At 41.2% G+C, this 25,770-nt stretch carries 40 protein-coding genes; 2 read left to right on the top strand and 38 right to left on the bottom strand.

Annotated features, from left to right (window positions below; all coding sequences use genetic code 11):
- Positions 1-266: 266 nt before the first annotated feature.
- The 4 genes from truA to ACHCNF_RS13545 all read right to left on the bottom strand — a co-directional run bounded on the left by truA (position 267) and on the right by ACHCNF_RS13545 (position 3,668).
- Positions 267-1,022, bottom strand: coding sequence for a tRNA pseudouridine(38-40) synthase TruA (gene truA, locus ACHCNF_RS13560; protein WP_408070291.1), 756 nt, complete (start codon positions 1,020-1,022; stop codon positions 267-269).
- A gap of 65 nt (positions 1,023-1,087) precedes the next feature.
- Complete coding sequence (locus ACHCNF_RS13555; protein WP_408070290.1) at positions 1,088-1,888, bottom strand: energy-coupling factor transporter transmembrane component T family protein; 801 nt, start codon at positions 1,886-1,888, stop codon at positions 1,088-1,090.
- A gap of 5 nt (positions 1,889-1,893) precedes the next feature.
- The gene (locus ACHCNF_RS13550; protein WP_408070289.1) at positions 1,894-2,742 is read right to left on the bottom strand and encodes an energy-coupling factor transporter ATPase; all 849 of its coding nucleotides are present in this window, start codon (positions 2,740-2,742) and stop codon (positions 1,894-1,896) included.
- A gap of 77 nt (positions 2,743-2,819) precedes the next feature.
- The gene (locus ACHCNF_RS13545; protein ID WP_408072245.1) at positions 2,820-3,668 is read right to left on the bottom strand and encodes an energy-coupling factor transporter ATPase; all 849 of its coding nucleotides are present in this window, start codon (positions 3,666-3,668) and stop codon (positions 2,820-2,822) included.
- A 242-nt stretch (positions 3,669-3,910) separates the two neighbouring features.
- Between ACHCNF_RS13545 and ACHCNF_RS13540 the strand changes: the two genes are divergently transcribed.
- Positions 3,911-4,117 carry a hypothetical protein gene (locus ACHCNF_RS13540; protein WP_408070288.1) on the top strand — a complete coding sequence of 69 codons (207 nt, stop codon included), beginning with the start codon at positions 3,911-3,913 and terminating at the stop codon, positions 4,115-4,117.
- Positions 4,118-4,198: 81 nt separating this feature from the next.
- Here ACHCNF_RS13540 and ACHCNF_RS13535 read toward each other — a convergent pair whose 3' ends face one another.
- From ACHCNF_RS13535 to rpsJ, 31 genes are all read right to left on the bottom strand, one after another.
- A complete protein-coding gene (locus ACHCNF_RS13535) occupies positions 4,199-4,735 on the bottom strand; it encodes a bL17 family ribosomal protein (RefSeq protein ID WP_022761311.1) in 537 nt (178 codons plus the stop codon).
- Between the two features lie 148 nt (positions 4,736-4,883).
- Complete coding sequence (locus ACHCNF_RS13530) at positions 4,884-5,846, bottom strand: DNA-directed RNA polymerase subunit alpha (protein WP_408070287.1); 963 nt, start codon at positions 5,844-5,846, stop codon at positions 4,884-4,886.
- 39 nt (positions 5,847-5,885) lie between these two features.
- Positions 5,886-6,479 carry a 30S ribosomal protein S4 gene (rpsD, locus tag ACHCNF_RS13525; RefSeq protein ID WP_408070286.1) on the bottom strand — a complete coding sequence of 198 codons (594 nt, stop codon included), beginning with the start codon at positions 6,477-6,479 and terminating at the stop codon, positions 5,886-5,888.
- A gap of 157 nt (positions 6,480-6,636) precedes the next feature.
- Positions 6,637-7,035 carry a 30S ribosomal protein S11 gene (gene rpsK, locus ACHCNF_RS13520; RefSeq protein WP_022761314.1) on the bottom strand — a complete coding sequence of 133 codons (399 nt, stop codon included), beginning with the start codon at positions 7,033-7,035 and terminating at the stop codon, positions 6,637-6,639.
- Positions 7,036-7,097: 62 nt separating this feature from the next.
- Positions 7,098-7,466, bottom strand: a complete 369-nt coding sequence (gene rpsM / locus ACHCNF_RS13515; RefSeq protein ID WP_022761315.1) for a 30S ribosomal protein S13 — start codon at positions 7,464-7,466, stop codon at positions 7,098-7,100.
- A gap of 162 nt (positions 7,467-7,628) precedes the next feature.
- Positions 7,629-7,742, bottom strand: coding sequence for a 50S ribosomal protein L36 (gene rpmJ, locus ACHCNF_RS13510; RefSeq protein WP_013280022.1), 114 nt, complete (start codon positions 7,740-7,742; stop codon positions 7,629-7,631).
- A 187-nt stretch (positions 7,743-7,929) separates the two neighbouring features.
- Positions 7,930-8,148 carry a translation initiation factor IF-1 gene (gene infA, locus ACHCNF_RS13505; RefSeq protein ID WP_022761316.1) on the bottom strand — a complete coding sequence of 73 codons (219 nt, stop codon included), beginning with the start codon at positions 8,146-8,148 and terminating at the stop codon, positions 7,930-7,932.
- Between the two features lie 37 nt (positions 8,149-8,185).
- The gene (gene map / locus ACHCNF_RS13500) at positions 8,186-8,947 is read right to left on the bottom strand and encodes a type I methionyl aminopeptidase (protein ID WP_408070285.1); all 762 of its coding nucleotides are present in this window, start codon (positions 8,945-8,947) and stop codon (positions 8,186-8,188) included.
- 19 nt (positions 8,948-8,966) lie between these two features.
- On the bottom strand, positions 8,967-9,608 hold the full coding sequence (locus tag ACHCNF_RS13495) for an adenylate kinase (RefSeq protein WP_408070284.1): 642 nt from the start codon (positions 9,606-9,608) through the stop codon (positions 8,967-8,969).
- A gap of 275 nt (positions 9,609-9,883) precedes the next feature.
- Entirely contained in the window at positions 9,884-11,200 is a 1,317-nt protein-coding gene (gene secY, locus ACHCNF_RS13490) for a preprotein translocase subunit SecY (RefSeq protein ID WP_408070283.1), read from the bottom strand.
- Positions 11,200-11,640 carry a 50S ribosomal protein L15 gene (gene rplO, locus ACHCNF_RS13485; protein ID WP_408070282.1) on the bottom strand — a complete coding sequence of 147 codons (441 nt, stop codon included), beginning with the start codon at positions 11,638-11,640 and terminating at the stop codon, positions 11,200-11,202. The genes secY and rplO overlap by 1 nt, the downstream gene beginning before the upstream one ends.
- A 15-nt stretch (positions 11,641-11,655) precedes the next feature.
- Positions 11,656-11,859, bottom strand: a complete 204-nt coding sequence (gene rpmD / locus ACHCNF_RS13480; RefSeq protein ID WP_029319999.1) for a 50S ribosomal protein L30 — start codon at positions 11,857-11,859, stop codon at positions 11,656-11,658.
- A gap of 31 nt (positions 11,860-11,890) precedes the next feature.
- Positions 11,891-12,400 (bottom strand): 30S ribosomal protein S5, encoded by a 510-nt coding sequence (gene rpsE, locus ACHCNF_RS13475; protein WP_026493614.1) that lies wholly within the window; start codon positions 12,398-12,400, stop codon positions 11,891-11,893.
- 16 nt (positions 12,401-12,416) lie between these two features.
- Positions 12,417-12,785 carry a 50S ribosomal protein L18 gene (rplR, locus tag ACHCNF_RS13470; protein ID WP_022761323.1) on the bottom strand — a complete coding sequence of 123 codons (369 nt, stop codon included), beginning with the start codon at positions 12,783-12,785 and terminating at the stop codon, positions 12,417-12,419.
- A 19-nt stretch (positions 12,786-12,804) separates the two neighbouring features.
- Positions 12,805-13,344: a 50S ribosomal protein L6 gene (gene rplF, locus ACHCNF_RS13465; protein WP_022761324.1), complete on the bottom strand. Its 540-nt coding sequence runs from the start codon at positions 13,342-13,344 to the stop codon at positions 12,805-12,807.
- 15 nt (positions 13,345-13,359) lie between these two features.
- Positions 13,360-13,761, bottom strand: coding sequence for a 30S ribosomal protein S8 (gene rpsH, locus ACHCNF_RS13460; RefSeq protein ID WP_026493612.1), 402 nt, complete (start codon positions 13,759-13,761; stop codon positions 13,360-13,362).
- A gap of 94 nt (positions 13,762-13,855) precedes the next feature.
- A complete protein-coding gene (locus ACHCNF_RS13455) occupies positions 13,856-14,041 on the bottom strand; it encodes a type Z 30S ribosomal protein S14 (RefSeq protein ID WP_022761326.1) in 186 nt (61 codons plus the stop codon).
- Positions 14,042-14,060: 19 nt separating this feature from the next.
- Positions 14,061-14,600, bottom strand: a complete 540-nt coding sequence (gene rplE, locus ACHCNF_RS13450) for a 50S ribosomal protein L5 (RefSeq protein ID WP_408070281.1) — start codon at positions 14,598-14,600, stop codon at positions 14,061-14,063.
- Positions 14,601-14,622: 22 nt separating this feature from the next.
- Positions 14,623-14,934 (bottom strand): 50S ribosomal protein L24, encoded by a 312-nt coding sequence (gene rplX / locus ACHCNF_RS13445; protein ID WP_022761328.1) that lies wholly within the window; start codon positions 14,932-14,934, stop codon positions 14,623-14,625.
- An 11-nt stretch (positions 14,935-14,945) separates the two neighbouring features.
- Positions 14,946-15,314: a 50S ribosomal protein L14 gene (gene rplN, locus ACHCNF_RS13440; protein WP_026493610.1), complete on the bottom strand. Its 369-nt coding sequence runs from the start codon at positions 15,312-15,314 to the stop codon at positions 14,946-14,948.
- Between the two features lie 33 nt (positions 15,315-15,347).
- Complete coding sequence (gene rpsQ, locus ACHCNF_RS13435) at positions 15,348-15,602, bottom strand: 30S ribosomal protein S17 (protein ID WP_026493609.1); 255 nt, start codon at positions 15,600-15,602, stop codon at positions 15,348-15,350.
- 23 nt (positions 15,603-15,625) lie between these two features.
- The gene (rpmC, locus tag ACHCNF_RS13430) at positions 15,626-15,829 is read right to left on the bottom strand and encodes a 50S ribosomal protein L29 (protein ID WP_022761331.1); all 204 of its coding nucleotides are present in this window, start codon (positions 15,827-15,829) and stop codon (positions 15,626-15,628) included.
- On the bottom strand, positions 15,819-16,256 hold the full coding sequence (rplP, locus tag ACHCNF_RS13425) for a 50S ribosomal protein L16 (RefSeq protein WP_022761332.1): 438 nt from the start codon (positions 16,254-16,256) through the stop codon (positions 15,819-15,821). Before rplP ends, rpmC begins: the two co-directional genes overlap by 11 nt.
- A complete protein-coding gene (gene rpsC / locus ACHCNF_RS13420) occupies positions 16,256-16,927 on the bottom strand; it encodes a 30S ribosomal protein S3 (RefSeq protein ID WP_026511454.1) in 672 nt (223 codons plus the stop codon). Before rpsC ends, rplP begins: the two co-directional genes overlap by 1 nt.
- 20 nt (positions 16,928-16,947) lie before the next feature.
- Positions 16,948-17,334 (bottom strand): 50S ribosomal protein L22, encoded by a 387-nt coding sequence (gene rplV / locus ACHCNF_RS13415; protein WP_022761334.1) that lies wholly within the window; start codon positions 17,332-17,334, stop codon positions 16,948-16,950.
- Between the two features lie 40 nt (positions 17,335-17,374).
- Complete coding sequence (gene rpsS, locus ACHCNF_RS13410) at positions 17,375-17,659, bottom strand: 30S ribosomal protein S19 (protein WP_026657237.1); 285 nt, start codon at positions 17,657-17,659, stop codon at positions 17,375-17,377.
- Between the two features lie 31 nt (positions 17,660-17,690).
- On the bottom strand, positions 17,691-18,533 hold the full coding sequence (gene rplB / locus ACHCNF_RS13405; protein ID WP_408070280.1) for a 50S ribosomal protein L2: 843 nt from the start codon (positions 18,531-18,533) through the stop codon (positions 17,691-17,693).
- Positions 18,534-18,621: 88 nt separating this feature from the next.
- On the bottom strand, positions 18,622-18,921 hold the full coding sequence (gene rplW, locus ACHCNF_RS13400; protein WP_408070279.1) for a 50S ribosomal protein L23: 300 nt from the start codon (positions 18,919-18,921) through the stop codon (positions 18,622-18,624).
- The gene (gene rplD, locus ACHCNF_RS13395) at positions 18,921-19,544 is read right to left on the bottom strand and encodes a 50S ribosomal protein L4 (protein WP_408070278.1); all 624 of its coding nucleotides are present in this window, start codon (positions 19,542-19,544) and stop codon (positions 18,921-18,923) included. Before rplD ends, rplW begins: the two co-directional genes overlap by 1 nt.
- A 26-nt stretch (positions 19,545-19,570) precedes the next feature.
- Entirely contained in the window at positions 19,571-20,254 is a 684-nt protein-coding gene (rplC, locus tag ACHCNF_RS13390) for a 50S ribosomal protein L3 (protein ID WP_408070277.1), read from the bottom strand.
- Between the two features lie 143 nt (positions 20,255-20,397).
- Positions 20,398-20,709 (bottom strand): 30S ribosomal protein S10, encoded by a 312-nt coding sequence (rpsJ, locus tag ACHCNF_RS13385; RefSeq protein ID WP_022761340.1) that lies wholly within the window; start codon positions 20,707-20,709, stop codon positions 20,398-20,400.
- An 800-nt stretch (positions 20,710-21,509) separates the two neighbouring features.
- On the opposite strand from rpsJ, the gene ACHCNF_RS13380 reads away from it, so the two are divergent.
- Positions 21,510-22,379, top strand: coding sequence for a class I SAM-dependent methyltransferase (locus ACHCNF_RS13380; RefSeq protein WP_408070276.1), 870 nt, complete (start codon positions 21,510-21,512; stop codon positions 22,377-22,379).
- Positions 22,380-22,506: 127 nt separating this feature from the next.
- Here the strand turns inward: ACHCNF_RS13380 and ACHCNF_RS13375 are convergent, their stop codons facing one another.
- The 3 genes from ACHCNF_RS13375 to ACHCNF_RS13365 all read right to left on the bottom strand — a co-directional run bounded on the left by ACHCNF_RS13375 (position 22,507) and on the right by ACHCNF_RS13365 (position 25,764).
- The gene (locus tag ACHCNF_RS13375) at positions 22,507-23,373 is read right to left on the bottom strand and encodes a GTP pyrophosphokinase (protein ID WP_408070275.1); all 867 of its coding nucleotides are present in this window, start codon (positions 23,371-23,373) and stop codon (positions 22,507-22,509) included.
- A gap of 184 nt (positions 23,374-23,557) precedes the next feature.
- Entirely contained in the window at positions 23,558-24,796 is a 1,239-nt protein-coding gene (locus ACHCNF_RS13370) for a bacterial transcriptional activator domain-containing protein (protein WP_408070274.1), read from the bottom strand.
- Between the two features lie 167 nt (positions 24,797-24,963).
- A complete protein-coding gene (locus ACHCNF_RS13365) occupies positions 24,964-25,764 on the bottom strand; it encodes a YlmH family RNA-binding protein (RefSeq protein ID WP_408070273.1) in 801 nt (266 codons plus the stop codon).
- Positions 25,765-25,770 lie beyond the last annotated feature (6 nt).

The following is a 25,770-nucleotide window of genomic DNA, read 5'->3' as shown; positions in this document are numbered from 1 at the left end:
TCCATAACCAGTTAACAGTAAAATATCTGGTGCGATGAACCCTTCACCTGATCCATTCGCTTGTATATATAGATGCACGCCTCGTTACTTACCGGGATAACTTGGCGATTATCGTCACACAGTCATATATTATATGCTCAGTTTTCACAATTTGTCAATATATAATCCACTTAAAAATATCTCAAAAGCCGCTTGTTTAGATTCTTTTTATAAACTCTGAAATAATCTCTGCAAATTCTTTGTTTTATTTATAATCTGCAATTATTTTAATGATCTTTTTCTTCTTCAAAGAATCTGTAATTCATAAGATAAAGTCCCTGCGGTGGAGCCGTGGGGCCTGCAGTAGAACGATCCTTTGCTTCTATAATCTGAATTATATCAGACGGTTCTCCTTTTCCTCGTCCGATCTCCATCAGTGTTCCAGCTATAATCCTGACCATATTATAGAGAAAACCATTACCTGTAACTCTTATGGTAATCTCATCTCCATGCCTTATTACACCTGCACCGATGATTCTCCTTGTATGGCTTATAGCCTGCGATCCGGCCGCACAAAAACTTGTAAAATCATATTCACCAATCAGATACTGCGCAGCTTCATTCATCCTATTTTCATCTAGTGGATAGCTATTGTGGCAGGTATACTTACGCTTTGTTGGAATCATCGTCTTCACATTCAATATGTGATATTCATATGTTTTTTCAGACAGACGTTTTCTTGGATGGAAATCTAAAGGTACTTCTTCAGACTTCATGATTCTAATATCTTCCGGTAGTTTATTATTCAGAGCCGGAGCAAATCTCCCCGGCGGTATAGTTGATTCTGTAGCAAACACAACTACGTTACCATACGCATGAACTCCGGCATCAGTTCTACTTGCTCCAATAATTTCGGTGTCAACCCCGGTGAGTAGATCCACTGCCTTTTTTATCTCGCCCTCCACTGTCTCAATATTTTCCTGAAAAGCGAAACCATGATATCCACTGCCGTCATATGCGACTGTCAGCATTATATTTTTCAAATGTAATCCTCATCTGTTGTTTCGCAAAAGTCTGCATGTCAAGATTTCCGTTCCACAACAATCATTCAAAACACAATTCCAATTGTAATCATCACAGCCAAATAAATAACAATTACAAGATAAGCCGTAAAATCACTTGCTTTGTAAACCAGCGGTTTCATTTTAGTTCTACCCTCACCACCCCGATAACATCTGGCTTCCATAGCCATAGCAAGATCATTTGCTCTTCGAAATGCAGATATAAAAAGCGGCACCAGCAAAGGAATCAGACTTTTGCCACGCTGAACCAGCGACCCTTTCTCAAAATCAGCACCTCTAGCCATCTGCGCCTTCATAATTTTGTCTGTCTCTTCCATTAAAATCGGAATGAATCTAAGCGCAATTGACATCATCATTGATATCTCGTGAACAGGTACATGGAGCTTTTTCAATGGTTTCATAAGGCTCTCAAGTCCGTCCGTGAGTTGATTTGGTGTCGTAGTTAACGTCATTATAGATGAACCCGTGATCAGAAAAACCAGCCTCACTCCCATCATGATTGCTATTTTCAGTCCTTCTTTGGTCACACTTATTTTCCAAACTGAAAAAATCGGCTCTCCGGGTGTCAAAAATAAATTGAATACCATTGTTATCAGCAGCAAAAAATAAATGGCTTTCATACCCTTAAAAATGAATTTAGGCGGTACACACGAAAGTATTATCGCTGCCAGTAGAAAAGCTGCCGCAATAAGGTATCCTATAAAATTGTCTACCACAAATAGGGATACAATATAAACCAGTGTCGCAACAATTTTCACTCTTGGATCAAGTCTGTGCAGTCTCGAATCCGTCTGGTAATACTGTCCCAATGTTATATCTCTAAGCATGTAAGTTATGCTCCTAAAGCTCTCATTATTTCATCAGCTGCTTCTTCTATAGTCGTTGCGTCAGTGGCTACAGGAAAGCCTTCGTTTTTCAATTCCTGCATAACGTATGTAACCTGAGGCGCAGCCAATCCGATCTCCTCAAGCTCTTTGTAATTGGCAAATACTTCTTTAGGTGTTCCATCATACAAAGCCTGACCTTTATTCATAACAATTATTCTTTCAACATAATTGGCTACATCTTCCATACTGTGTGAAACAAGAATAACCGTAATCCCCATATTTTTATGAAGGTCATCTATCAGATTAAGTATCTCTTCCCTTCCTTTTGGGTCCAATCCTGCAGTAGGTTCATCAAGAATCAAAACCTCAGGTTTCATAGCGAGCACACCGGCTATTGCCACTCTCCTCTTTTGTCCGCCTGACAGGTCAAATGGTGATTGATAGAATGATTCGTCAGGAAATCCTACTTTTTTTAATGCATCATAAGCCCTAAGCTCCACTTCTTTTTGTGACAATCCAAGATTCTTAGGGCCAAAGCATACATCCTGAAAACAGTTTATTTCAAAAAGCTGATGTTCAGGATATTGGAAAACAAGTCCCACCTTTGCCCTTAATTCTTTCCGGTTGAATTCAGCATCATTTATATCTTTTCCATTGAAGAAAACTGAACCCGAGGTGGGCTTCATAAGGCCGTTTAAATGCTGTACTAAAGTTGATTTGCCGGATCCTGTGTGGCCTATCAGGCCTATAAACTGGCCGTCCGGAATTTGCAGGCAAACATCCTTAAGCGCTGCTCTGGCCATAGCTGTTTCAGGATTATATATATAATTTACATGATCAAGTATGATTGACATGTTTATACCGCTTTCTTTCAAATGTCAGATGGAATAGCATTTACCGCTTAAGCATCTTCCACTCCACCATATAATAATCAATATCTAAGCGCTTTTATAGCGTTAATAAGCTCTTTTCTATCAAGAACTCCATCAGGAATATTAAGGCCTCTCGCCTTTAATTCATGTGCCAAAAGCGTTACCTGTGGAACACCAAGTCTTAGTTCCTGTAGTTTATCTACTTGGGAAAATACCTCTCTTGGGGTTCCCTGCATAGTTATACGTCCTTTATCCATTACAAAAACTCTATCGGAGTAAATAACTTCCTCCATATAATGAGTTATCAGAATTATCGTTATCCCCTCAACCTCATTTAAAGCACGCGCAGCGCGGATAACCTCTTTTCTTCCATTTGGATCAAGCATCGCCGTAGGCTCATCAAAAACAATACATTTGGGATGCATTGCTATAACACCGGCAATTGAAACTCTTTGTTTTTGCCCTCCGGAAAGGTGATTCGGCGAACTTTTCCTATATTCATACATTCCGACAGCCTTAAGGCTTTCCTCCACCCTCTCCCATATCTCATCCGTAGGAATTCCCATATTTTCAGGGCCAAAGCCAACATCTTCCTCAACAACCTGTCCGATTATCTGGTTGTCAGGATTCTGGAAAACCATACCGGCGTTCTGCCTTACTTCCCAGATATTCTCGCCTTCCATAGTGTTTAGTCCATCAACCCATACTGTTCCTTCAGTAGGAAACAGTAATGCATTAAAATGCTTTGCAAGTGTAGATTTGCCGGAGCCATTATGTCCAAGAATAGAAATAAATTCTCCTGCATTAACCTCGAGATCAACTCCATCTACCGCAGTTTTTATCCCTTCTACATTTCCTTCTTCATCACGTCTTATATATTCAAATGTCAGATTCTTTGTGCGTAGCATTTTCTCTGAACTCATAATTCCTCGTAATAAATATCCTATCGAAATTATTTATAATATAGATTGCAAAAATATATTCTAAATCTATGACTTCTTGAACGCAAATCGGAAAATGCGTTCAAGAATCCTGCGTTCCGCAGGAAGTCTTATACGTTTAAGTCCTGTATAACGCTTAAACCGTACATCTTTTCTATTTTATTATAATGATTTATGAAAAACAAGCTTATATATGCTATGATATAGACATGTTTAGACAATATATCAAGCCTGCTATCATAATGGTAGCTGTTATAATCTTATGCGCAATTTTAGCCCGAGTCCTTAGTGGTAATGAAACACTCGCAGAATATGCACAAAAGCACCCGGAGATTGCTTACGGAGGAAGCAATGAGAGTGAAAGTGCCGATTCTTACCTTCCGATTTCAGACGGGGACGCATCTAATAAACAATGATTAACGTTGTATGTCATTATACGTACTTTCAAAAAGAGAGCGGTCAAACTGACCGCTCTCTTTATTATGTGTAATGTTTAATTAAACAAGCTCAAGAACAACCATCATAGCTGCATCGCCCTTACGCTGACCGATTTTAACGATTCTTGTGTAACCACCGTTACGACTAGCGTACTTAGGACCATACTCTGTGAAAAGCTTCTCAACAAGGTCGATCTGCTTTGTGTTCTTCTTTCTTCCAGCAGCTTCCTTCGGAACCTCAGTTACAGGATAGAGAGTCTTGAGAATCTGTCTTCTAGCGTGCATACGTGAAGGCTTATCCTTTTTTATCTCCTTCTGAACAGTATCATAAACTGTTACCTTCTTACCATCCTTAACTTCTTTAACGCGCTTGCCATCCTTATCTTTACGAGCAACCTTAGCCTCAACAGTAACTGTCTCGTAGTTGTCCATTTCCTTAGCTGCAAGAGCGATGATAGGCTCAACGATCTTCTTTACTTCCTTAGCTCTAGCTTCAGTAGTAACAATCTTTCCGTTGTAAAGGAGCATTGTTGCCTGGTTTCTAAGAAGAGCTCTTCTAGGCTTTGTAGCCTTGCCTAATTTTCTGTACATTGCCATAATAATTTACTTCCTTTCTCAATCGCAGAATTCCTTCTGCTGTGGTGCATAGCAGAATACACTTCGGATTTACTTCTGCTATGTTGTGTGTTTACCTATGAGAATCCGCGTCAGTACACATTGGATTTACCATCTGCGAATATCTGTATTAGTTCTGATCTTCACCGGTTCTAAGAGCAAGTCCAAGCTCGTCAAGCTTTGCAAGAACTTCCTCAAGGGACTTACGTCCAAGGTTACGAACCTTCATCATATCATCAGGAGTCTTATTTGTGAGCTCCTCAACAGTATTGATGCCGGCTCTCTTGAGACAGTTGAAAGAACGAACGCTGAGCTCAAGCTCATCGATGCTCATCTCAAGAACCTTTTCCTTCTCGTCATTGTCCTTCTCTACCATAACTTCTGCAGTCTTGGCATTCTCAGACAAGTCGATGAAGAGGCTAAGATGCTCACTAAGGACCTTTGCTGCTAGGCTTACAGCCTCATCAGGAGCAAGTGTTCCGTTAGTGTGAACATCAAGTGTCAGCTTATCGTAGTCAGTAACCTGACCTACACGTGTATTTTCAACACTGACATTTACACGTTCAACAGGTGTGTATATAGAATCTACTGCAATAACACCAATGGGCAGATCTGCAAGCTTATTCTTGTCAGAACTTACATATCCTCTACCTTTTGTGATGGTAAGCTCCATGTAAAGCTTAGCATCTTTTCCGGACAAAGTTGCGATAACCTGATCGGGATTTGTAATCTCAATATCCTGATCAACCTGAATATCAGCAGCTGTAACAACACCCTCGCCTGTAAATTCGATGTATGCTGTCTTAGGCTCGTTTGTCTCAGAATTATTGCGAATAGCAAGATTCTTGATATTCATTATGATTTCAGTTACATCTTCCTTTACTCCGGGAATAGAACTGAACTCATGCAGTACACCTTCGATTTTGACCTGACTTACTGCTGCTCCAGGTAAAGAGGAAAGCATAATCCTTCTAAGTGAATTACCAAGGGTAATACCATAACCTCTCTCAAGAGGCTCAACAACGAATCTGCCATACTTCCTGTCATCTGAAATTTCAGCAACTTCAATATTTGGTCTTTCAAAATCAAACACTGACATACCCTCCTTATAGTTTTATCGTGTTTCCTAAATTTATTTAGAATACAACTCGACGATCAACATTTCGTCAACAGGAACGTCGATTACATCTCTTGAAGGGAATTCTTTAACTGTTCCGCTAAGGTTCTCCTTGTTAACATCAAGCCACTCAGGAACGATTCTGCCTGCTGTTATCTCAGCGATATCCTTGAATCTCTGGATGCTTCTAGCAGCTTCCTTAACTTCAATTACATCTCCAGCTTTAATGAGATATGAAGGGATATTTACAACCTTACCATTTACAGTAATGAACTTGTGAAGAACAACCTGTCTTGCTTCTCTTCTTGTTCTTGCAAAGCCCATACGGAAAATTACATTATCAAGTCTGCGCTCAAGAAGAACCATAAGGTTTTCACCGGTCTGACCCTTCTGACGATCAGCTTTATCATAGTAGTTACGGAAAGGCTTCTCAAGAACGCCATAGATGAACTTTGCCTTCTGCTTCTCACGAAGCTGAAGTCCATACTCGCTCATCTTCTTGTTTGCTCTGCTGTTTGTTCTCTTGGACTTCTTATCATATCCAAGGAAAGTGGGATCCAAATCAAGTGATCTGCATCTTTTAAGTACTGGAACTCTGTTTACTGCCATTATTGGCTCCTTTCTTGTTCAGGAAAAATCCTGACTGTTGTTTACAGCGCAGTAATTATCACGCCTTCTTCCAACGAGTTAAAAGTTAATAGTGTCTATATACTCCATCAGAGCCAAACGTATAAACGCAGGCTCTGACTGAATATCAAGATAGGAATTATACTCTGCGGCGCTTGGGCGGGCGGCATCCGTTATGAGGTACGGGAGTTACATCCGTAATACTGGTAACAGTAAGACCACTTGCAGCAAGAGCTCTGATAGCAGCTTCTCTTCCTGAACCCGGTCCCTTTACAAAGACATCAACAGTCTTAAGGCCGTGAATAAGTGCAGCCTTTGTTGCTGTCTCTGCAGCCATCTGTGCAGCATATGGAGTAGATTTCCTTGAACCCTTAAAACCGAGACCACCGGCACTTGCCCAGCTAAGAGCATTACCTGCAGCATCTGTCAATGTAACGATTGTGTTATTGAAAGATGACTGAATATGTGCCTGTCCGTGTTCAACGTTTTTCTTGACACGCTTCTTAGTTTTAGAAGCACTTGATTTCTGATTTGCCATTTTAAACTAACCTACTTTCTTCCTATGAATTATCTAAAGTTACTTGTTATTTAATAAGAAAATTACTTCTTCTTATTAGCGATTGTTCTCTTGGGACCTTTTCTTGTTCTAGCGTTGGTCTTTGTTCTCTGACCACGAACAGGGAGTCCTCTTCTGTGACGGATACCTCTGTAGCATCCGATTTCTGAAAGACGCTTGATGTTCATAGCGATCTCTCTTCTAAGATCACCTTCCACGTCATAGTCATTACCGATTATCTCAGCAATCTTCTTTACTTCATCATCTGTAAGATCACGAACACGTGTGTCGGGATTTACATTTGCAGCAGCAAGTATTTTGTTTGAGCTTGTTCTACCAATACCATAGATATATGTGAGACCAATCTCAACTCGCTTATCTCTGGGTAAGTCTACACCTGCAATACGAGCCATTTTAAATATTCCTCCATTTAATAAAAAATAAATTGTTTATTCAGGATGCAACCTGATGTTACTTGTTTGATTGGGGCTATCACTCAAGCCCAATCGGACAGTAGTTAATCCGATCTTTCCAATACACATTGGTATCAAAAAGTAATGTCAAAATGACTCGAATCAGCCCTGTCTCTGTTTGTGCTTAGGGTTATCGCAAATTACACGAATAACGCCTTTTCTCTTAATAACCTTGCACTTTTCGCACATAGGCTTAACAGAAGACCTTACTTTCATTTGTAACTCCTTTCTGGCATAAATGCGTACAAAAGGGCATACTTATACCCTCTTTAAAAACGACCGCATTCAATAATAACATATATAATATCGAATTACAAGTAATTATTTATTAATAATTGAAGCAATTGCAAATTGTCAACTACTAAACAAAATAAAATAGAAAAGCTTTAGTAAGTCCTGAAAATTATTTATCTCTCCAAATAATTCTACCTTTTGTAAGATCATAAGGTGAAAGTTCAAGTGTGACCTTATCACCGGGAAGAATTCTGATAAAATTCTGTCTGAGTTTACCGCTTATATGCGCAAGAACGATATGACCGTTCTCGAGCTCAACTCTGAACATTGTATTCGGAAGCTTCTCTACTACTTTTCCTTCAATTTCAATTACATCTGCTTTGGACATTTTAATTTAACCTCATTTCTATATAACTTTACATGGTTCATTTTAAGATTGTCAGTATCTCAGGTTCTCCTTCAGGCATTATGGCTATTGTATTTTCATAATGTGCCGCTATGGAACCATCCAGCGTTACGACCGTCCAGTCATCATCAAGAAATGCAATTTTCCTTTTTCCCATGGTGATCATCGGCTCTACGCATAACGTCATACCCGGTTCCAGAAGTATACCTTTTTTAAAAAGCTGCCTGAAATTAGGTACATATGGTTCCTCATGAAGTTCTGTACCAATACCATGCCCTGTCAACTCACGGACAATGCCGTATCCAAACGGAGTTACGTACTTATCGATAGCCTTTGAAATATCATATAGATGATTCCCGGCCTTGGCATATTTTATGCCTTCGAAAAAGCTCTGTCTGGTAACTTCAATAAGTTTTTCAGCTTCAGGTGATATCTTTCCTACTCCCCAGGTTCTGGCTGCGTCTGAATGATAACCTTTATATATGAGACCTGTATCAAAAGAAACTACATCTCCTTCTTTTAAAATAGTCTCTGCCTTAGGTATTCCGTGAACAACCTCGTCATTCACGGAAATACATACTGAAGCCGGATAGCCTTCGTAATCCTTGCAATTAGGGATTCCTCCAAGCTTTCGAATAGTTTCCTCACCTATCGCATCCAGCTCCAAAGTAGAGATACCCGGTCTAAGTGCATTATGCAGTTCTTCATGAACCTGTGCAAGCAGTTGTCCTGCCTTTCTCATGAGGTTCAATTCTTCGTCTGATTTTATGGTAACCGGCATTACTCTTTACCTCAAATTATTAACCGAGAATACCTGTTATCTCATTGAAGACTTCCTGCATGTCTTTTGTTCCATCAACTGTCTTAAGGATATTCTTCTTTGTATAATAGTCGATAAGAGGCTGTGTCTGCTCATGATAAACACTAAGACGGTTCTTCACTGTCTCCGGCTTATCATCATCTCTCTGAACAAGCTCACTACCGCATGTATCGCAAATGCCTTCCTTCTTCGGAGGAATGTGTTCAATGTGATAAGTTGCGCCGCACTTAAGACAAGCTCTTCTTCCGGACATTCTGCGAACGATATTCTCATCGGGAACATCCACATTTATAGCATAATCGACTTTGTCACCAAGCTTTGTAAGTTCTTTATCAAGAACATCAGCCTGAGGAATTGTACGCGGGAAGCCATCAAGTACATAACCGTTTGCACAGTCATCCTGAGCTACTCTGTCAAGAAGGATCTCAACAGTAAGCTCATCCGGAACAAGCTGACCTTTATCCATATATTCCTTGGCCTTCTTACCAAGATCTGTACCATTCTTAATATTTGCTCTGAAAATATCTCCTGTAGAAATATGAGGAACCTTATATTTTTCAGCTATCATCTTAGCCTGAGTTCCTTTACCCGCACCGGGTGCACCTAACATAATAATCTTCATACCGATGTATCTCCTTTATACTTTTTTCTATCCTCACCAAAGAGAAATATTTAAAAATATATCCATTCGAAAATGGTGATCTGCCTTATGACGTTTTTAAACGCGTGACACGCCCCTCGCTTTACGAGGACCTGTCCAATACGAATATTATATTTCCGAAAAAATTCAATATTCTATACATTTTTAAATACTTCTATTTGGATTCGAATAGTTACATATGCACATAAAGAGGTTAGGAAGCATATCTTTCGATATGCTTCGAAACCTCTTATCATTTAATCATCTAAAAAACCTTTATAATTACGTACCAACATCTGTGATTCAATCTGTTTCACCGTTTCAAGAATAACACTTACAACAATGATAAGGCTCGTACCACCGAAGGATACGTTTGCTCCGAATACACCATTGAAGAAGATCGGAAGAACACCGATAATTGTGAGTCCAACTGCTCCAATAAAAATGATGTAATTCAGAATGTTTGTTAAATAATCACTAGTGGGCTTACCCGGACGAATACCAGGAATAAAACCGCCCTGCTTTTTCATGTTATCCGCAATCTCAAGCGGATTAAATGTGATCGATGTATAGAAATACGCGAAGAATATAAGCAGTAAAACATATACAACAAGACCAATTGAATAAATCAGATTGGAAGGATCACACCAATAACTTTGATTCAAGTACTTAAGGATCTCACTCCACGCTCCTGTTCCTTTATAGCCAACAAGCTGACTAATGATAATCGGGAACTGGAAGAGGGACATCGCAAAGATAATAGGCATTACGCCTGCGGTATTAACCTTAAGCGGAATTTCTGAATGATTTCCGCCATAGGTTTTTCTCCCCTGAATCTTTTTTGCATACTGTACCGGAATTCTACGCTCAGCGCCGTTAAGAAGAACAACGAGAACTACCATTGCAACAATCACTGCTACAATAATTATTACCGATACCACCCCTCTGGCAATATTCTTGCCTGTAACAAACTGAGTAAACAGGCTACTTAAATCGGAAGGCATCCTTGAGATAATGTTAATTGTAAGAACGATAGAAATACCATTTCCTACTCCATTATCTGTGATGCGCTCACCGATCCACATAAGGAATGCACTGCCGGCGGTAAGCGCTGCAACAATTTCAACTACATAAAGAGGTGACTTCTCAATAAGGAAGTTACTTCTGTAGAAACCGATTGCCATAGCAACTGACTCAATAAGAGCCAAAGCTACAGTAATATATCTGGTGAGTGCTGCAAGCTTCTTTCTTCCATCCTCGCCATCACGCTGCCATTCCTCAAACTTAGGAATGGCAATTGTGAGAAGCTGAATGATAATGGAAGACGTGATATAAGGTGTAATATTGAGCGCCAAAATTGACATATTCTCAAATGAACCACCTGTAAATCGATCCATAAAACCAAAGGCATTGTTTTCGGATAACTCAGCAAACCACTGCTGGAATACACTTACATTCATTCCAGGTACAGGGATTGCTGAACCAAGTCTGATCACTAAAAGCATTGCAAATGTGAACAATAACTTTAATCGTATATCTTTGATTTTGAATGCATTCTTAATGGTTGTGAACATCAAATCACCTCTGCCGTTCCCCCAAGAGCTTCGATTTTCTCCTTAGCAGATGCACTATATGCATTTACCTTAACCGTAAGCTTTTTGGTAAATTCACCGTTTCCAAGTATCTTTACACCATCATATTCGTGCTTGATGATGCCTTTATCCTTAAGTGCCTGTACATCAACAACGCTATCGTTGTCAAAGCACTCAAGTGAACTTACATTTATTGCTACGATATTCTTTGAGTTAATATTCTTAAATCCTCTTTTAGGAAGACGACGGAACAGGGGCATCTGTCCACCCTCAAATCCGGGTCTTGGAGCACCTGAACGAGCTTTCTGTCCTTTGTGTCCTTTGCCTGCAGTCTTGCCATTTCCTGAGCCATGACCGCGGCCTCTTCTGAAATTGTCACTCTGAACAGAACCCTCAGCAGGTCTCAAATTAGATAATTCCATGACTTTCCTCCTTTATTAGTTCAGTTCTTCGACCTTAACAAGATGTCTGATCTGCTGGATCTGACCTCTGGTTGCAGAGTTATCCGGCAGTTCTACACTGCTGTTAAGTTTCTTAAATCCCATTGATTTTACCGTAGCAACCTGCTTCGGAACAGCACCAATAGTGGACTTAACCAATGTGATTTTAAGCTTCTTTCCACTTTCATTATTAGCTGCCATTGATTTTCTCCTTTACTAGATGTTGCTTATATTAAGCGATAACTTCGTCTACAGACTTACCACGCTTCTTAGCAACTTCTTCCGGTGTCTTAAGGTTTGCAAGACCATTGATGGTTGCATAAACTACGTTCTGCTTGTTGTTAGAACCAAGTGACTTTGTACGAATGTTCTTGATTCCAGCAAGCTCACAAACTGAACGAGCAGGACCACCAGCGATGATACCTGTACCTTCCGGGGATCTCTTAAGAAGAACCTCAGCGGAACCGAACTTACCAACGAAATCATGTGTAATACTGTTGTTCTCATCAAGCGGAACTGTGATGAGGTTCTTGGTTGCATCCTCCTTACCCTTACGGATAGCATCCGGAATTTCAGTAGACTTTCCAAGACCTACACCTACATGACCGTTTCCGTCACCTACAACAACGAGTGCAGTGAACTTCATGTTACGTCCACCCTTAACAACCTTTGTAACTCGCTTGATTGTAACGACTTTATCTGTTAATTCAAGCTGACTTGCATCAACGATTGTACGCTTCATTATCTTTCTCCCTTCCTTAGAATTCTAAGCCTGCTTTTCTGGCAGCCTCTGCCAGTGCTGCTACCTTACCATGGTAGATGTAACCGCCTCTGTCGAAAACAACAGCCTTGATACCTTTCTCCATTGCTCTCTTAGCAACAACATCACCAACGTATGCAGCGGCTTCAACATTATCTGTAACCTTAAGAGCAGACTTAATGTCCTTCTCAAGTGTGGAAGCAGAAACGAGTGTCTTACCGGCAACATCATCGATAACCTGAGCATACATATGATTATTACTTCTGAAAACTGCAAGACGCGGTCTTTCAGCAGTGCCGCTGAAACGATTGCGAATTCTCAGATGCTTCTTTTCGCGACTTTTCTGTCTGGATTCTTTACTAACCATTTTTTACTCTCCTTATCTCTTACTTCTTACCGGTCTTACCAACCTTGCGGCGGATAACTTCATCAGCGTACTTGATTCCCTTGCCCTTATACGGCTCAGGAGCTCTCTTCTCTCTGATAATAGCTGCATGCTGGCCAACCTTTTCTTTATCTATACCCTTGACGATAATTGCATTACCATCTACGACTGTCTCGATTCCTTCCGGATCATCAAGCTCAACCGGATGTGAATAACCAAGGGTTAAGGTGAGTTTCTTACCGCTCTTAGCTGCTCTGTAACCTACACCATTAACTTCAAGCTTCTTCTCATAGCCATCTGTAACACCAACAACCATGTTATTCAGAAGACTTCTTGAAAGTCCGTGAAGCGCTCTGGTCTTCTTCTGATCATCAGGTCTCTTAACTTCGATCTGACCATCTTTCTGTTCAAACTGCATCTCTGCAGGGAATACTCTCTCTAGAGTGCCCTTAGGACCCTTAACAGTCACCTTATTATTTTCTGCAACCTCTACTGTTACACCAGCAGGAATTGCGATTGGCATTTTTCCAATTCGTGACATGCCCGTACCTCCAATTTACCATACAAATGCAAGAACTTCACCACCAACCTGAAGCTCTCTTGCTTTTTTATCAGTTACAACACCCTGGTTAGTGGAAATGATAGCGATTCCGAGACCGCCAAGTACTCTCGGAAGCTCATCTCTACCTGCGTATACACGAAGACCAGGCTTGGAAATTCTCTTTAAACCGGTGATAACCTTATCATTTCTGTCAGCACCGTACTTAAGTGTGATATGAAGGTTCTTGAAACCATTCTCTTCAACAACATCAAGTTTCTTAATATATCCCTCATCAAGAAGAATGTTTGCGATAGCAAGCTTCATCTTTGAAGAAGGAACGTCAACTGTGTCGTGCTTTGCAGTATTTGCATTACGAATTCTTGTAAGCATATCTGCAATAGGATCATTCATTGCCATTTTGAAAAAGCCTCCTTAATTTTCTATTATTGCTTCGCCTTACTGTGCCTGCATGCACAGAGACACGAAGCCGCAATGGTTTATTTTATTTCTTTTACCAACTAGCCTTACGTACACCCGGGATCTCACCCTTGTAAGCTAACTCACGGAAACAAATTCTGCAGATTCCGTACTTTCTAAGATAAGCATGCGGACGACCGCAGATTCTGCAACGGTTGTATGCACGTGTTGAGAACTTAGGTTTCATCTGCTGCTTTACCTTCATGGATAATTTAGCCATGTGTATTTAATCCTCCTTATTACTTAGAAAAAGGCATGTTGAAGAGTGTTAAAAGCTCACGAGCCTCTTCATCAGTCTTGGCAGTTGTTGTGAAGATGATATCCATACCTCTTGTCTTGTCTACCTTATCATACTCAATTTCAGGGAAAATGAGCTGCTCTTTGATACCAAGAGCATAGTTTCCTCTACCGTCGAAAGCGTTCGGGTTAACACCACGGAAGTCGCGGACACGAGGAAGTGCGAGGTTTACGAGACGATCCATGAACTCGTACATCTTCTCACCACGAAGAGTTACTTTACATCCGATCGGCATACCCTCTCTTATCTTGAAGTTAGCGATGGACTTCTTTGCCTTTGTATAAACAGGCTTCTGACCGGAGATAATCTGCATATCGTTTGCAGCATTCTCAAGAACCTTAGCGTTCTCCTTTGCTTCTCCTACAGCCATATTGATTACGATTTTATCGAGCTTCGGAACTTCCATAACGTTCTTGTAACCGAACTTCTTTGTCATAGCGCTCACGATCTCATCTTTGTATAAATCCTTATATCTACTCAAAGCTCCTTACCTCCTTTCCTTATCAGTCAATGACATCACCGGTTGACTTAGCGATGCGGACTTTCTTACCATCCTCAACCTTAAAACCAACACGTGTTGCCTTTCCCTTGTGAACATACATTACATTGGAGATGTCCATGGGAGCTTCCTGCTGAACGATACCACCGTTGGGGTTAGATGCAGAGGGCTTTGTGTGCTTAGTAACCATGTTAGCACCTTCAACAACTACCTTACCATTCTTTGTGTCAACGGAGAGTACCTTGCCTTCTTTATCTTTGCTCTTACCAGCGATAACCTTAACGGTATCGCCCTTTTTAATCTTACTTGTAGACATTCGGTGCCTCCTTATAATACTTCCGGAGCGAGAGAAAGAATCTTCATGTATTTCTTATCACGAAGCTCTCTTGCAACGGGTCCAAAAATACGAGTTCCCTTCGGGTTACCTTCATCGTTGATGATAACTGCAGCGTTCTCATCAAAGCGGATGTAAGAACCATCCTTACGGCGAGTCTCTTTAACAGTACGTACTACAACTGCCTTAACAACATCACCCTTCTTTACAACGCCGCCTGGTGTTGCTTCTTTGACCGAAGCAACAACTACATCGCCGATTCTCGCATATCTTCTTGTAGAACCGCCCATAACACGAATAGTCAAAAGTTCTTTTGCACCAGTGTTATCAGCAACTCTAAGTCTGCTTTCCTGCTGAATCATGTTATTTCTCCTTTATAATCAACTATCAGCTAATTACTTAGCACGCTCAATAATCTGAACCAGTCTCCATCTCTTGTCTTTAGAGATCGGTCTTGTTTCCATAACCTTGACTGTATCACCTATACGGCACTCATTGTTCTCATCATGAGCCTTCAGCTTATAGGTTCTTTTTACGATCTTCTTGTAAAGAGGATGCTTTACATGATCTTCGATGGAAACAACGATGGTCTTATCCATCTTATCGCTTGTTACTTTACCAACACGCGTTTTTCTTAAATTTCTTTCCACGATATACTCCTTTCAGGATTCCATTACTGTGCTGCTTTCTGAGTGATCACAGTCTGAATTCTTGCAATATTCTTTCTAACCTCTTTAATTCTTGCTGTGTTATCCAGCTGGTTAGTTGCATTCTGGAATCTCAGATTAAAAAGTTCCTTTTTAGCTGATACAAGCTCCTGGCTGAGTTCCTCAGCAGACTTAGCTTTCAGCTCTTCTACATACTTATTAGTTTTCATTGGATGCACCGCCTTCCAAATCAGCCTTTGAAACAATCTTGCACTTGCAAGGAAGTTTGTGTGTAGCAAGACGAAGTGCTTCTCTTGCAACTTCTTCATCGACTCCGCCGATTTCAAACATTACACGTCCAGGCTTAACAACTGCTACCCAGTAATCTACAGAACCCTTACCGGAACCCATACGAGTTTCAGCAGGCTTTGCTGTAACAGGCTTGTCAGGGAATATCTTGATCCAAACCTGACCACCACGCTTGATGAAACGAGTCATAGCGACACGGGCTGCCTCGATCTGATTTGAACGAATCCAGCAGGGCTCAAGCGCTACTATTCCATACTCACCGTATGCGATTGTGTTGCCGCGTGTAGCCTTACCAGCCATAGAACCGCGGAACTGCTTACGATGCTTTACTCTCTTCGGCATTAACATTATTTATCGCTCCCTTCCTTATCTGAATTCTCGGATGCTTTGGTGGGAAGTACTTCACCCTTATAGATCCATACCTTAACACCAACCTTACCATAGGTTGTATCTGCCTCAGCAAATCCATAGTCAATATCTGCTCTAAGTGTCTGAAGCGGGATTGTACCCTCGCTGTAGAACTCGCTACGAGCGATATCAGCACCACCAAGACGACCACTGCAGCAAGCCTTGATACCCTGTGCATCTGTCTTCATTGTTCTGCTCATGCAAGACTTCATAGCACGACGGAAAGATACACGATTCTCAAGCTGCTGTGCAATGTTCTCTGCAACGAGCTGAGCGTCCTTATCGGGCTTCTTGATTTCTTTGATATCTACAAGAACTTTCTTATCTGTAAGCTTTGAAAGCTCTTTCTTTGTAACTTCGATTTCTGCGCCGCCCTTACCAATTACAAATCCGGGCTTTGCTGTATAAACGATTACCTTAACGCGATCAGATGCTCTCTCGATCTCAATCTTTGAGATTCCGGCAGCGTAAAGCTTCTTCTTCAGAAACTTTCTGATTTTGTAATCTTCAACAAGATTGTCTGCAAACTCGTCATTCTCTGCATACCATTTGGAATCCCAATCTGCAATGATGCCGACTCTGAGGCCATGAGGATTAACTTTCTGTCCCATTGAACTTACTTTCTCCTTTCTTATCTCTCATCCAGAATTACAGTCAAATGGCTTAATCTCTTCTGAATTCTGTAAGCTCTACCCTGAGCTCTAGGCTGAATTCTCTTCATAATCGGGCCATTGCTTGCATTGCACTCTGCAATGTACAGATTAGCTCTGTTCATGCCGTTGTTGTTTTCAGCATTTGCGATTGCAGAATTAAGTAACTTATAAATAACGCTGGAAGCGTATCTCGGATTGTACTCCAGGATAGCAAGTGCTGTCTCAACGTCCTTACCCCTGATAGCATCCATTACGAAGCATGCCTTCTGAACAGGGATTCTTGCGTAAGATAATTTTGCTGAAGGTCTTGTATCCTTCTGAGCATTTCTCTCTCTTTTAACTTGAGATCTATGTGCTGTTGCCATAGATTTAACCTCCTTTCAATGTTGAACCAAGTCACAGGACTTAGCGAACTCCGCCCTTCTTCTCGGTTGCTCCTGCGTGACCTCTATAGGTTCTTGTAGGAACGAACTCACCAAGCTTGTGACCAACCATATCTTCCGTTACATATACCGGAATATGCTTTCTTCCGTCATGAACAGCGATTGTGTGTCCAACGAAGGAAGGGAAAATCGTGGAACGACGGGACCATGTCTTAACGATTTGCTTCTGATTCTCTGCGTTCATTGCATCAATCTTCTTAAGAAGACTAGCATCTGCGAAAGGTCCCTTTTTAAGTGATCTTGACATTGTCATTCTCCTCTCAAACTACTCAAATGGCTTATTTAATAGCCTTACCGTCTCTTCTTCTGATGATCATCTTGTTAGAAGCCTTTTTCTTCTTACGTGTCTTGTAACCAAGAGCAGGCTTACCCCAAGGAGTGCACGGGCCGGGACGACCGATAGGTGCTCTACCTTCACCACCACCATGCGGGTGATCATTCGGGTTCATAACTGATCCGCGAACTGTAGGACGAATGCCCATGTGACGCTTACGACCAGCTTTACCGATGTTGATAAGGTTATGATCAATGTTACCTACTGTACCGATTGTTGCACGACACTCGATCGGAACAAGTCTCATCTCGCCTGAAGGAAGACGAAGTGTTGCATACTTACCTTCTTTAGCCATGAGCTGAGCGGAGTTACCAGCTGAACGAACAAGCTGACCGCCTCTTCCGGGATAAAGCTCGATGTTGTGTACGCTTTCACCGACAGGAATGTTTGCAAGAGGGAGGCAGTTACCGATACGAACTTCAGCTTCAGGTCCGTTCATGATTGTCATACCATCCTTAAGTCCCTGAGGAGCAAGGATGTAAGCCTTTGTGCCATCCTCATACTCAAGCAGTGCGATGTTTGCAGTTCTGTTAGGATCGTACTCGATACCGATAACCTTTGCTGTGCACTCATCTTTATAACGCTTGAAGTCGATGATTCTATATTTTCTTCTTCCACCGCCACCGCGATGTCTTACAGTAATTTTACCCTGGTTGTTACGTCCAGCCTTTGAATTCTTAGAAACAAGAAGGCTCTTCTCAGGAGTTGACTTTGTGATCTCTGAGAAATCAGAACCTGTCATATTTCTTCTGGACGGTGTATATGGGCCGTATTTCTTAATTCCCATGATAATCTCCTTTTTTGTTATCACGCACGGTTGTTAACCCGGATCCGGACTTTGTATTGATCCTGTGCGTATAGTTAATTAGTTATTATCAAAGTCCCTGGAAAATTTCGATGTCCTTGCTATCAGCTGTAAGCTGTACGATTGCTTTCTTGACCTTAGCTGTTCTGCCGTAAGTCATTCCACGTCTCTTAAGCTTGCCGTTTGCGTTAAGTGTGTTTACTTTAGAAACCTTAGCGCCTTCAAACATCTTCTCAACTGCTTCTTTTATCTGAGTCTTGTTAGCTTCAGGATGAACGAAGAAAGTGTACTTTTTCTCACCCATAGCGTTCATGCTCTTCTCTGTGAGCACAGGCTCAAGGATTACGTCATAATACTGTATTGCTGCCATTATGCATACACCTCCTCAATTTTTGCAACTGCGTCCTTTGTAAGAACGAGTGTATGAGCGTTTACGATATCATATACATTGATTGTATTTGTAAGCGCTGTCTTAACCTCAGCGAGGTTCTTTGCAGACTTAACAACCTTAGCGTCGTTCTCAGCAACAACAACAAGTGCCTTGCGAGTAGCCTTTAAGTTGTTCATAACCTCTGCAAACTTCTTTGTCTTGAACTCATCCATCTTAAGCTCGTCAAGAACGATAAGCTTGTTGTTCTGAACCTTATCAGAAAGTGCAGACTTAAGAGCTGCTCTCTTCTCCTTCTGGTTCATTTTGAAAGAGTAATCTCTCGGAACGGGTGCGAATACTACGCCGCCGCCTGTCCACTGAGGAGATCTTGTTGAACCCTGTCTTGCATGACCGGTTCCCTTCTGTCTCCAAGGCTTACGACCACCTCCGCTAACTTCGGAACGTGTCTTTGCCTTCTGTGTACCCTGACGATTATTTGCAAGCTGCTGAATAACTGCCAGATGTACGAGATGTTCATTAACTTCAACTCCGAAAATGGCATCATTAAGATCTAAAGTGCCAACTTCTTTGCCTTCCATATTATAAACAGATACGTTAGCCATCTGTATGTTCCTCCTTTCGTGAAAAGTTATGCCTCAACCTTTGTGGTTTCCTTGATTGTTACAAGTCCCTTCTTAGGTCCGGGTATTGCGCCCTTAACAAGGATCAGATTCTTATCAGCATCTACACGAACAACTTCAAGATTCTGAACTGTTACTTTAACGCATCCCATGTGACCAGGCATTCCTTTTCCCTTGAATACACGGCTAGGATCTGAACTTGATCCGTTAGAACCCTGATGACGGTGGAACTTTGAACCATGGGCCATAGGTCCTCTGTGCTGACCATTCTTCTTGATTGCGCCCTGGAATCCCTTACCTTTGGATGTTGCAGTAGCATCGATCTTGTCGCCAGCGGCGAAGATGTCTGCCTTAATCTCACTTCCAAGCTCGTACTCAGATGCGTTCTCAAATCTGAATTCGCGAACGAATCTCTTGCAGGATACGCCTGCCTTCTTGAAGTGACCCTGCTGAGCCTTGTTTACACCATGTGCATGTACGATTGTCTTCTTGCCGTTCTTGTCTTTGTTGATGATCTTTTCTTTCTTATCAACATAGCCAACCTGAACTGCGCTGTAACCATCGTTCTCAACAGTCTTGATCTGTGTTACTACACAGGGACCTGCCTGAAGAACAGTTACAGGTACAAGTGAACCGTCTTCGTTGAAGATCTGTGTCATACCGATCTTCGTAGCTAAGATAGCCTTCTTCATTGTATTTACCTCCTTATTACATCTACAGCGGATGCTTAAATCGTTCGCAATGTCGCTTCAATTGCACATCTGCAATTCTCCAGTATTACGGCATCATGCGTCTCGCATCATACTAGTAGAGGTTTACATTAGTTACCGATGAATTACTTCATCTTGATGTTGATGTTTACACCTGCGGGCATCTCTAATCTCTGAAGAGCCTCAACTGTCTTAGGTGTAGGTGTGATGATATCAATCAGTCTCTTGTGAGTTCTCTGTTCAAACTGCTCTCTGGAATCCTTGTACTTATGTACAGCACGGAGGATTGTTACTACTTCCTTCTTTGTAGGAAGCGGTACAGGTCCGCTAACCTGAGATCCGTTCTTCTTAACTGTCTCGATGATCTTCTTTGCAGAAGCATCTACGAGCTGATGATCATACGCCTTAAGTGTAATTCTCATTACCTGATTTGCCATAAAAAAAGTCGCCTCCTTTTCGCACTTTAATTAGATAAGTACGACAAGCGGTGACTGTACACTCTCCCGTGTGTGTCATGAACTCAATTTCAATTCAAACTTTTCACACGTCGTTTCTGCTTGCATAGCTTCGCAGACATTTTGTTTGTACAGTGACTTGTCGTCAGATTGTCTGACCATAAGGTCTCTTGACATTCGCTCCACGGAAAACCTGCCTCACTGGATAAGGCAGCAACCTCACGCTTCACAGCTATCATGTCACAGCATGGATAACTATATATCATTTTTTTATTCTATGCAAGCATTATTTTCAAAATTAATCTCTTTTTTATAAAAATAGGCAATTTTAGCGGTTTAAGCTTGATGTTTTTTAATCTTTTTAATGCATACTCTATCATTTTATGCATTTTCCGATAGAATAGGTAAATGTTTCTTCTATATATTAATGACAGAAACATGATACACTTTATATATGCAATTGTATTTGCCAATTATATCACCTATATTTAAAAAATAATATTTATTTACTTATATAAAATAGACTATTTTGAAACTATTTATCATGGTAGCAAATATATTCTAATAAAATTTATCCTTGTTTCAGATAATGTTTTCAACATATTTATCATTGATACAAATATTATTTTATTAACTTATTTACCACTGCCGCAGATAATATTTCTACTATATCTATAATTGATGCAGATATTATTCAATATTTGTCATTGATGCAGGTATCATTCAACATATTTGTCATTGATGCAGATAATATTTTTAACATTTAGTAAGGAGTTACCACTATGTGGATTGCAGAAAATTGGAAAGATTATGAAGTTATTGACACCTCCGGCGGTGAGAAGCTTGAGCGCTGGGGCGACTATATGCTTGTGCGTCCGGATCCCCAGGTTATCTGGAATACAAAGAAAAAGCATATGGGCTGGAAAAAATGGAATGCACGCTATCAGAGAAGTAACAAAGGCGGTGGTGAATGGGATTTCCGTTCTCTTCCAGAAGAATGGACCATTAATTATAAGGAACTCACCTTCCATTTAAAGCCTTTCAGCTTTAAACATACAGGTCTTTTCCCGGAGCAGGCAGCTAATTGGGACTGGTTTACTGAACTTATAAAAAATGCAGGCCGCCCCATAAAGGTGCTTAACCTCTTCGCGTATACCGGCGGTGCCACAGTATCTGCAGCAAAAGCAGGCGCTTCAGTTACCCATGTAGACGCTGCCAAGGGCATGGTACAGTGGGCAAAAGAGAACGCAGCATCCTCAGGTCTTGCAGATGCACCAATCAGATGGCTTGTGGATGACTGCGGCAAATTTGTTGATCGTGAAATAAGGCGTGGCAACCACTATGATGGAATCATTATGGATCCGCCTTCCTATGGCAGAGGTCCCAAGGGCGAGATATGGAAAATCGAGGACTGTGTATATGATCTTATATTAAGAAGTGCTCAGCTCCTTTCAGATAAGCCTTTATTCTTCCTTATTAACTCATATACCACCGGTTTGCAGCCCGCAGTACTTTCTTATATGCTTCACACTGCAATTGATCCATTACACGAAGGCAGCGTGGAAGCCAGCGAAGTAGGACTTCCCGTATCATCAAACGGACTCGTACTTCCCTGTGGTGCAAGCGGCAGATGGACAGCACGCAGTAACTGAGTCATTTGGTCAAGCTAATTATCATAAGCAACAGTATTTCTACATACAAAAAAGATGGAATCTCATTTTCGAAATTCCATCTTTTTTAATAAGTTAGATATACCTTTACATTTTCCTAATATTCACTTTATTCTTCAGAAACAGCACGTTTCCTCTTTTTAGCAACCATGGCCTTCTGTTCTGCCGCAATCTCGCGACGGATGATTTCCATGGTCTCAGAATCAGCCCGTTCTTCTTCTTCAGTTGGCGTCATCCCATATGGTCTGCCATCACCTGCGTCGATTCTCTCACGAATCTGCTGCATTCGTCTATCAAGCTGGTTGATAAGGTCAGCGCTGAACTTAAGATCCTCAGTGATAAGCTCGGCGTTTTCAATATCCTTCTTATATTTCATCTTGTGCTCAAGACTCGCCCAGAAATCCATAGCAATAGTTCTAAACTGTACTTCAACCTTCATCATCTCCTTGACATCCGTCAAAAAAATCGGAGTCTCGATAATAAGATGCAAGCTTCTGTATCCGCTATCCTTAGGCGTCGCAATATAATCCTTTTCCACAAGGACATTGACATCATCCTGCTTTTTCAGACAATCCGCAACCATATAGATATCATCCACAAAAGAGCAGATAGCCCGACAACCGGCAATATCCGAGATATTGCTCTCAATATTTTCAATAGAAAAAGGTATCCCTTTGCGGTTTAACTTATCATATATGCTTACAGGTGTTTTTATTCTGCTTTTAATACTTTCAAACGGGTTACGATTATTTTTCAGTGAGAGTTCCTTATTCAAAACCTCCAATTTGGTTCTCACTTCAGCTAAAGCACAATCGTACTTCATCATCATCATCTGGAACTCCTGCACCTGCCCTCTCATAATGAGCAGCTGCTCGACTTCCTTCTGAGATACGTTGCTGACGTTCAACAGCGACTTCTGCTCATTTGTCATCAGTGTCCTGTCGAGTGACGTCAAGTCAAGATTTCCAATAGACATGGGCATTCCTCCAAGTATCCATTATGCCCCCTCCATTCCAATTATATCACTATCTTTATACAAATTATAAACTAACTGTTAAGCTTTTCTAATGTTAATCCAAAAAGCCCAAATAATCCTGAAAATTTCGAAAAAAACTTTCTATATAGTGAAGAGATCGGCACAAGCGAAATAAAGCTTTGTTTTATACCTGCTCGCCTTCTGCAGCCATATCAGCATAGGATATGATCCTATAATTAAGAGTAGCTCTGGGGCCGGCCAGATCCTTAAGCTTATCCTGCAACCTTCTGTGTACAAGCATACATTCCTCCACACCTGTACCTGTCAGAAGTACCAGATACTGAGTCCTTGAGAATCGGCAGAACGCATCGCCATGACGAAGTGTATCATTTATGGCATCCCTCAGAGACTCCATTCTTCTCTCTGCTTTCTCCTCCTGCCTGATTTCTTTTCCTTCGTAATCAGCAATCGTAAGAAGCAACAGGAAAACAGTAAGTCCATGCCTCTCCATATTTCTGCTCAATATATGATATGAGGCACTCATCTCCGGGAAAAGGCACTCATACGGGCCACCCTCTTCCTCCTCATCTGCGATCAGATCACTTTTAAGAGCGTTCTCGTTTTTTGTATCATCCTCTTCTCCATGCTGGCCGGAAAATGCAGCATCCTGAAGCTCCTGATAGCAGCGCTGCATATTTTCAGTAGGAGTGATTCCAAGTTCCTCCGCATAATACCTTATCATCTCTTCATAGAGAGAATATGCCTTGCGATAATCCTTCATGAGTCTGTAGGCATTGATCTCGCCCACCTGCCACTCACAGTCAGGATCTATCTCAGCTGCATTATGAAAAACGTGTGCCATATTTTCATAATCACCATTTTTCATGTAATAGTCTGCCAGAAAATCAACACACTCTTCATACACGGTTCTTAAATCTTCACTCTTCTTGGATATCCAATAAAGCTCGTTAAGTTCCGGTAAAAAATCCCCTTTGTATATATCGAAGGCTTTGCGGAAATTGGCTGCCTTTTCGTCGTCATTCGCAGCCTTTCTCGCGTTGCCGATCATGCTCAAAAACTCGACAGTGTCAGTTGTGGCATCAACATCCGGATCAGCCTTGTACATACCATCTGAAAAAGCGATCACATTGCCTCCGGGAATTCCTGCTTTCTCCGCAACCTTCCTGAACTGATAAATCAGATTGTTCATGCTGTTATTCAGATTACTCTTTACATTCAGATCCTCCGAATAAATATCATCCTGCAGGTCTTCCTTCTTCACACCGCTAAATCCGGCAGTAAATACCCTTGCAACCAGCTGAATATATTTGGAAGCACGGTTTCTACCCAGTGTGATTTCTTTTCCGTTACATTCGATTCCAAATCCACCCAGCGTTTTGATGTAAAGTTTAGTCTTCTTCATGTCACTCATATAACATTGATGGAGCTTCCCCAAAAGCCTTATCACCTAAAAGCATAAGTGATATACAATGTCTTCTCCCTTTCTATGAAATGATATTCAAAATCATATTATTCCAATTGACAATAATTATACCATGCCATTTAATCGTATGATAATTATTTCTACTGTTAATATTTTTTTATTTTTACAGAAAGCCTTCCCTTGCGGGTAGATTTCTGAACACCATCATATATGAATTTTCCGAACCCGCGAACAGAAACCCGGGCCCCTACCTTTAAGTCATAACCTGCCGAATATGCAGTTTTCCCATCTATGAAAACCGACTCCGATTCCACAAGCTCCTGAGCTTTGCTGCGGCTGAGTTTATAGACAAGCGCCAAAACAGCATCAAGTCTCTCGGATGACACAGTCCCCTCAACCTCAGTATATGTCGGAATAATGTCACATTCTCTGGCCTTAACTTCCCTGCACTTAACGGTAGTATGCTTGATTCTGCACAGCTCATCGCAAATAAGCTGCGAAACCTCCTTCATTACAAAAACATATCCTCTCGTTTGATCTGTCCTGATATCGCCCACTCTGTTTCGCTCTATTCCAAGGTTCATGAGAGCCCCAAGAAAGTCCCTGTGCGTTAGTTCATCCGCAAACTTTTTGTTAACAGGCTCTATCAGAATACAGCTTATTACTTCATTATCGTCCGCCTCCTGCAACAGAAAGCCCTCCGCATCCAGATATGACGGAAGAAAGCACATCACAGACCTTTCTGCCTCTGATGTGCCTCCATATACGCAATAATCAACACCATCTATCTGATTTTCTCCGGTTATCATCCCGTTTGAGACGCACATGGATTTCACATCATACAATTCTGCTTCTGATAAAAAATCCGTGTGCGTAACATAATTATTTTCATATGCTCTTCTTGCCAGATCTCTTATTCTGCCAAGTAAAATCTTATCATTATTCATTTTCTT

The sequence above is a fragment of the Butyrivibrio sp. NATIVEDY162 genome (assembly GCF_045999815.1).
Lineage (GTDB): Bacteria > Bacillota > Clostridia > Lachnospirales > Lachnospiraceae > Butyrivibrio.
The sequence above is the reverse complement of the archived record's forward strand: the minus strand, read 5'-3'. Positions and strand labels throughout refer to the sequence as shown.

Bases quoted from the DNA above. Each gene is read 5' to 3' on its own strand.
- ACHCNF_RS13555 (WP_408070290.1), bottom strand. From the start codon at position 1,888: ATGCTTAGAGATATAACATTGGGACAGTATTACCAGACGGATTCGAGA.
- ACHCNF_RS13550 (WP_408070289.1), bottom strand. From the start codon at position 2,742: ATGTCAATCATACTTGATCATGTAAATTATATATATAATCCTGAAACA.
- ACHCNF_RS13545 (WP_408072245.1), bottom strand. From the start codon at position 3,668: ATGCTACGCACAAAGAATCTGACATTTGAATATATAAGACGTGATGAA.
- ACHCNF_RS13540 (WP_408070288.1), top strand. From the start codon at position 3,911: ATGTTTAGACAATATATCAAGCCTGCTATCATAATGGTAGCTGTTATA.
- ACHCNF_RS13535 (WP_022761311.1), bottom strand. From the start codon at position 4,735: ATGGCAATGTACAGAAAATTAGGCAAGGCTACAAAGCCTAGAAGAGCT.
- rpsD (WP_408070286.1), bottom strand. From the start codon at position 6,479: ATGGCAGTAAACAGAGTTCCAGTACTTAAAAGATGCAGATCACTTGAT.
- rpsK (WP_022761314.1), bottom strand. From the start codon at position 7,035: ATGGCAAATCAGAAATCAAGTGCTTCTAAAACTAAGAAGCGTGTCAAG.
- rpsM (WP_022761315.1), bottom strand. From the start codon at position 7,466: ATGGCTCGTATTGCAGGTGTAGACTTACCCAGAGATAAGCGAGTTGAG.
- rpmJ (WP_013280022.1), bottom strand. From the start codon at position 7,742: ATGAAAGTAAGGTCTTCTGTTAAGCCTATGTGCGAAAAGTGCAAGGTT.
- infA (WP_022761316.1), bottom strand. From the start codon at position 8,148: ATGTCCAAAGCAGATGTAATTGAAATTGAAGGAAAAGTAGTAGAGAAG.
- map (WP_408070285.1), bottom strand. From the start codon at position 8,947: ATGCCGGTTACCATAAAATCAGACGAAGAATTGAACCTCATGAGAAAG.
- ACHCNF_RS13495 (WP_408070284.1), bottom strand. From the start codon at position 9,608: ATGAAGATTATTATGTTAGGTGCACCCGGTGCGGGTAAAGGAACTCAG.
- secY (WP_408070283.1), bottom strand. From the start codon at position 11,200: ATGTTCACAACCATTAAGAATGCATTCAAAATCAAAGATATACGATTA.
- rplO (WP_408070282.1), bottom strand. From the start codon at position 11,640: ATGGAATTATCTAATTTGAGACCTGCTGAGGGTTCTGTTCAGAGTGAC.
- rpmD (WP_029319999.1), bottom strand. From the start codon at position 11,859: ATGGCAGCTAATAATGAAAGTGGAAAGAAGCTTAAAATCACATTGGTT.
- rpsE (WP_026493614.1), bottom strand. From the start codon at position 12,400: ATGAAGCGTACAATCGTTGATGCAAGTCAGCTTGAATTAACAGATAAA.
- rplR (WP_022761323.1), bottom strand. From the start codon at position 12,785: ATGGTTAGTAAAGAATCCAGACAGAAAAGTCGCGAAAAGAAGCATCTG.
- rplF (WP_022761324.1), bottom strand. From the start codon at position 13,344: ATGTCACGAATTGGAAAAATGCCAATCGCAATTCCTGCTGGTGTAACA.
- rpsH (WP_026493612.1), bottom strand. From the start codon at position 13,761: ATGGCAATGAATGATCCTATTGCAGATATGCTTACAAGAATTCGTAAT.
- ACHCNF_RS13455 (WP_022761326.1), bottom strand. From the start codon at position 14,041: ATGGCTAAATTATCCATGAAGGTAAAGCAGCAGATGAAACCTAAGTTC.
- rplX (WP_022761328.1), bottom strand. From the start codon at position 14,934: ATGTCTACAAGTAAGATTAAAAAGGGCGATACCGTTAAGGTTATCGCT.
- rplN (WP_026493610.1), bottom strand. From the start codon at position 15,314: ATGATTCAGCAGGAAAGCAGACTTAGAGTTGCTGATAACACTGGTGCA.
- rpmC (WP_022761331.1), bottom strand. From the start codon at position 15,829: ATGAAAACTAATAAGTATGTAGAAGAGCTGAAAGCTAAGTCTGCTGAG.
- rplP (WP_022761332.1), bottom strand. From the start codon at position 16,256: ATGTTAATGCCGAAGAGAGTAAAGCATCGTAAGCAGTTCCGCGGTTCT.
- rpsC (WP_026511454.1), bottom strand. From the start codon at position 16,927: ATGGGACAGAAAGTTAATCCTCATGGCCTCAGAGTCGGCATCATTGCA.
- rplV (WP_022761334.1), bottom strand. From the start codon at position 17,334: ATGGCAACAGCACATAGATCTCAAGTTAAAAGAGAGAGAAATGCTCAG.
- rpsS (WP_026657237.1), bottom strand. From the start codon at position 17,659: ATGTCAAGATCACTTAAAAAGGGACCTTTCGCAGATGCTAGTCTTCTT.
- rplB (WP_408070280.1), bottom strand. From the start codon at position 18,533: ATGGGAATTAAGAAATACGGCCCATATACACCGTCCAGAAGAAATATG.
- rplW (WP_408070279.1), bottom strand. From the start codon at position 18,921: ATGGCAGCAATACAGTATTATGACGTAATCCTTGAGCCTGTGCTCACA.
- rplD (WP_408070278.1), bottom strand. From the start codon at position 19,544: ATGGCTAACGTATCTGTTTATAATATGGAAGGCAAAGAAGTTGGCACT.
- rplC (WP_408070277.1), bottom strand. From the start codon at position 20,254: ATGAAGAAGGCTATCTTAGCTACGAAGATCGGTATGACACAGATCTTC.
- rpsJ (WP_022761340.1), bottom strand. From the start codon at position 20,709: ATGGCAAATCAGGTAATGAGAATTACACTTAAGGCGTATGATCATCAG.
- ACHCNF_RS13380 (WP_408070276.1), top strand. From the start codon at position 21,510: ATGTGGATTGCAGAAAATTGGAAAGATTATGAAGTTATTGACACCTCC.
- ACHCNF_RS13375 (WP_408070275.1), bottom strand. From the start codon at position 23,373: ATGTCTATTGGAAATCTTGACTTGACGTCACTCGACAGGACACTGATG.
- ACHCNF_RS13370 (WP_408070274.1), bottom strand. From the start codon at position 24,796: ATGAAGAAGACTAAACTTTACATCAAAACGCTGGGTGGATTTGGAATC.
- ACHCNF_RS13365 (WP_408070273.1), bottom strand. From the start codon at position 25,764: ATGAATAATGATAAGATTTTACTTGGCAGAATAAGAGATCTGGCAAGA.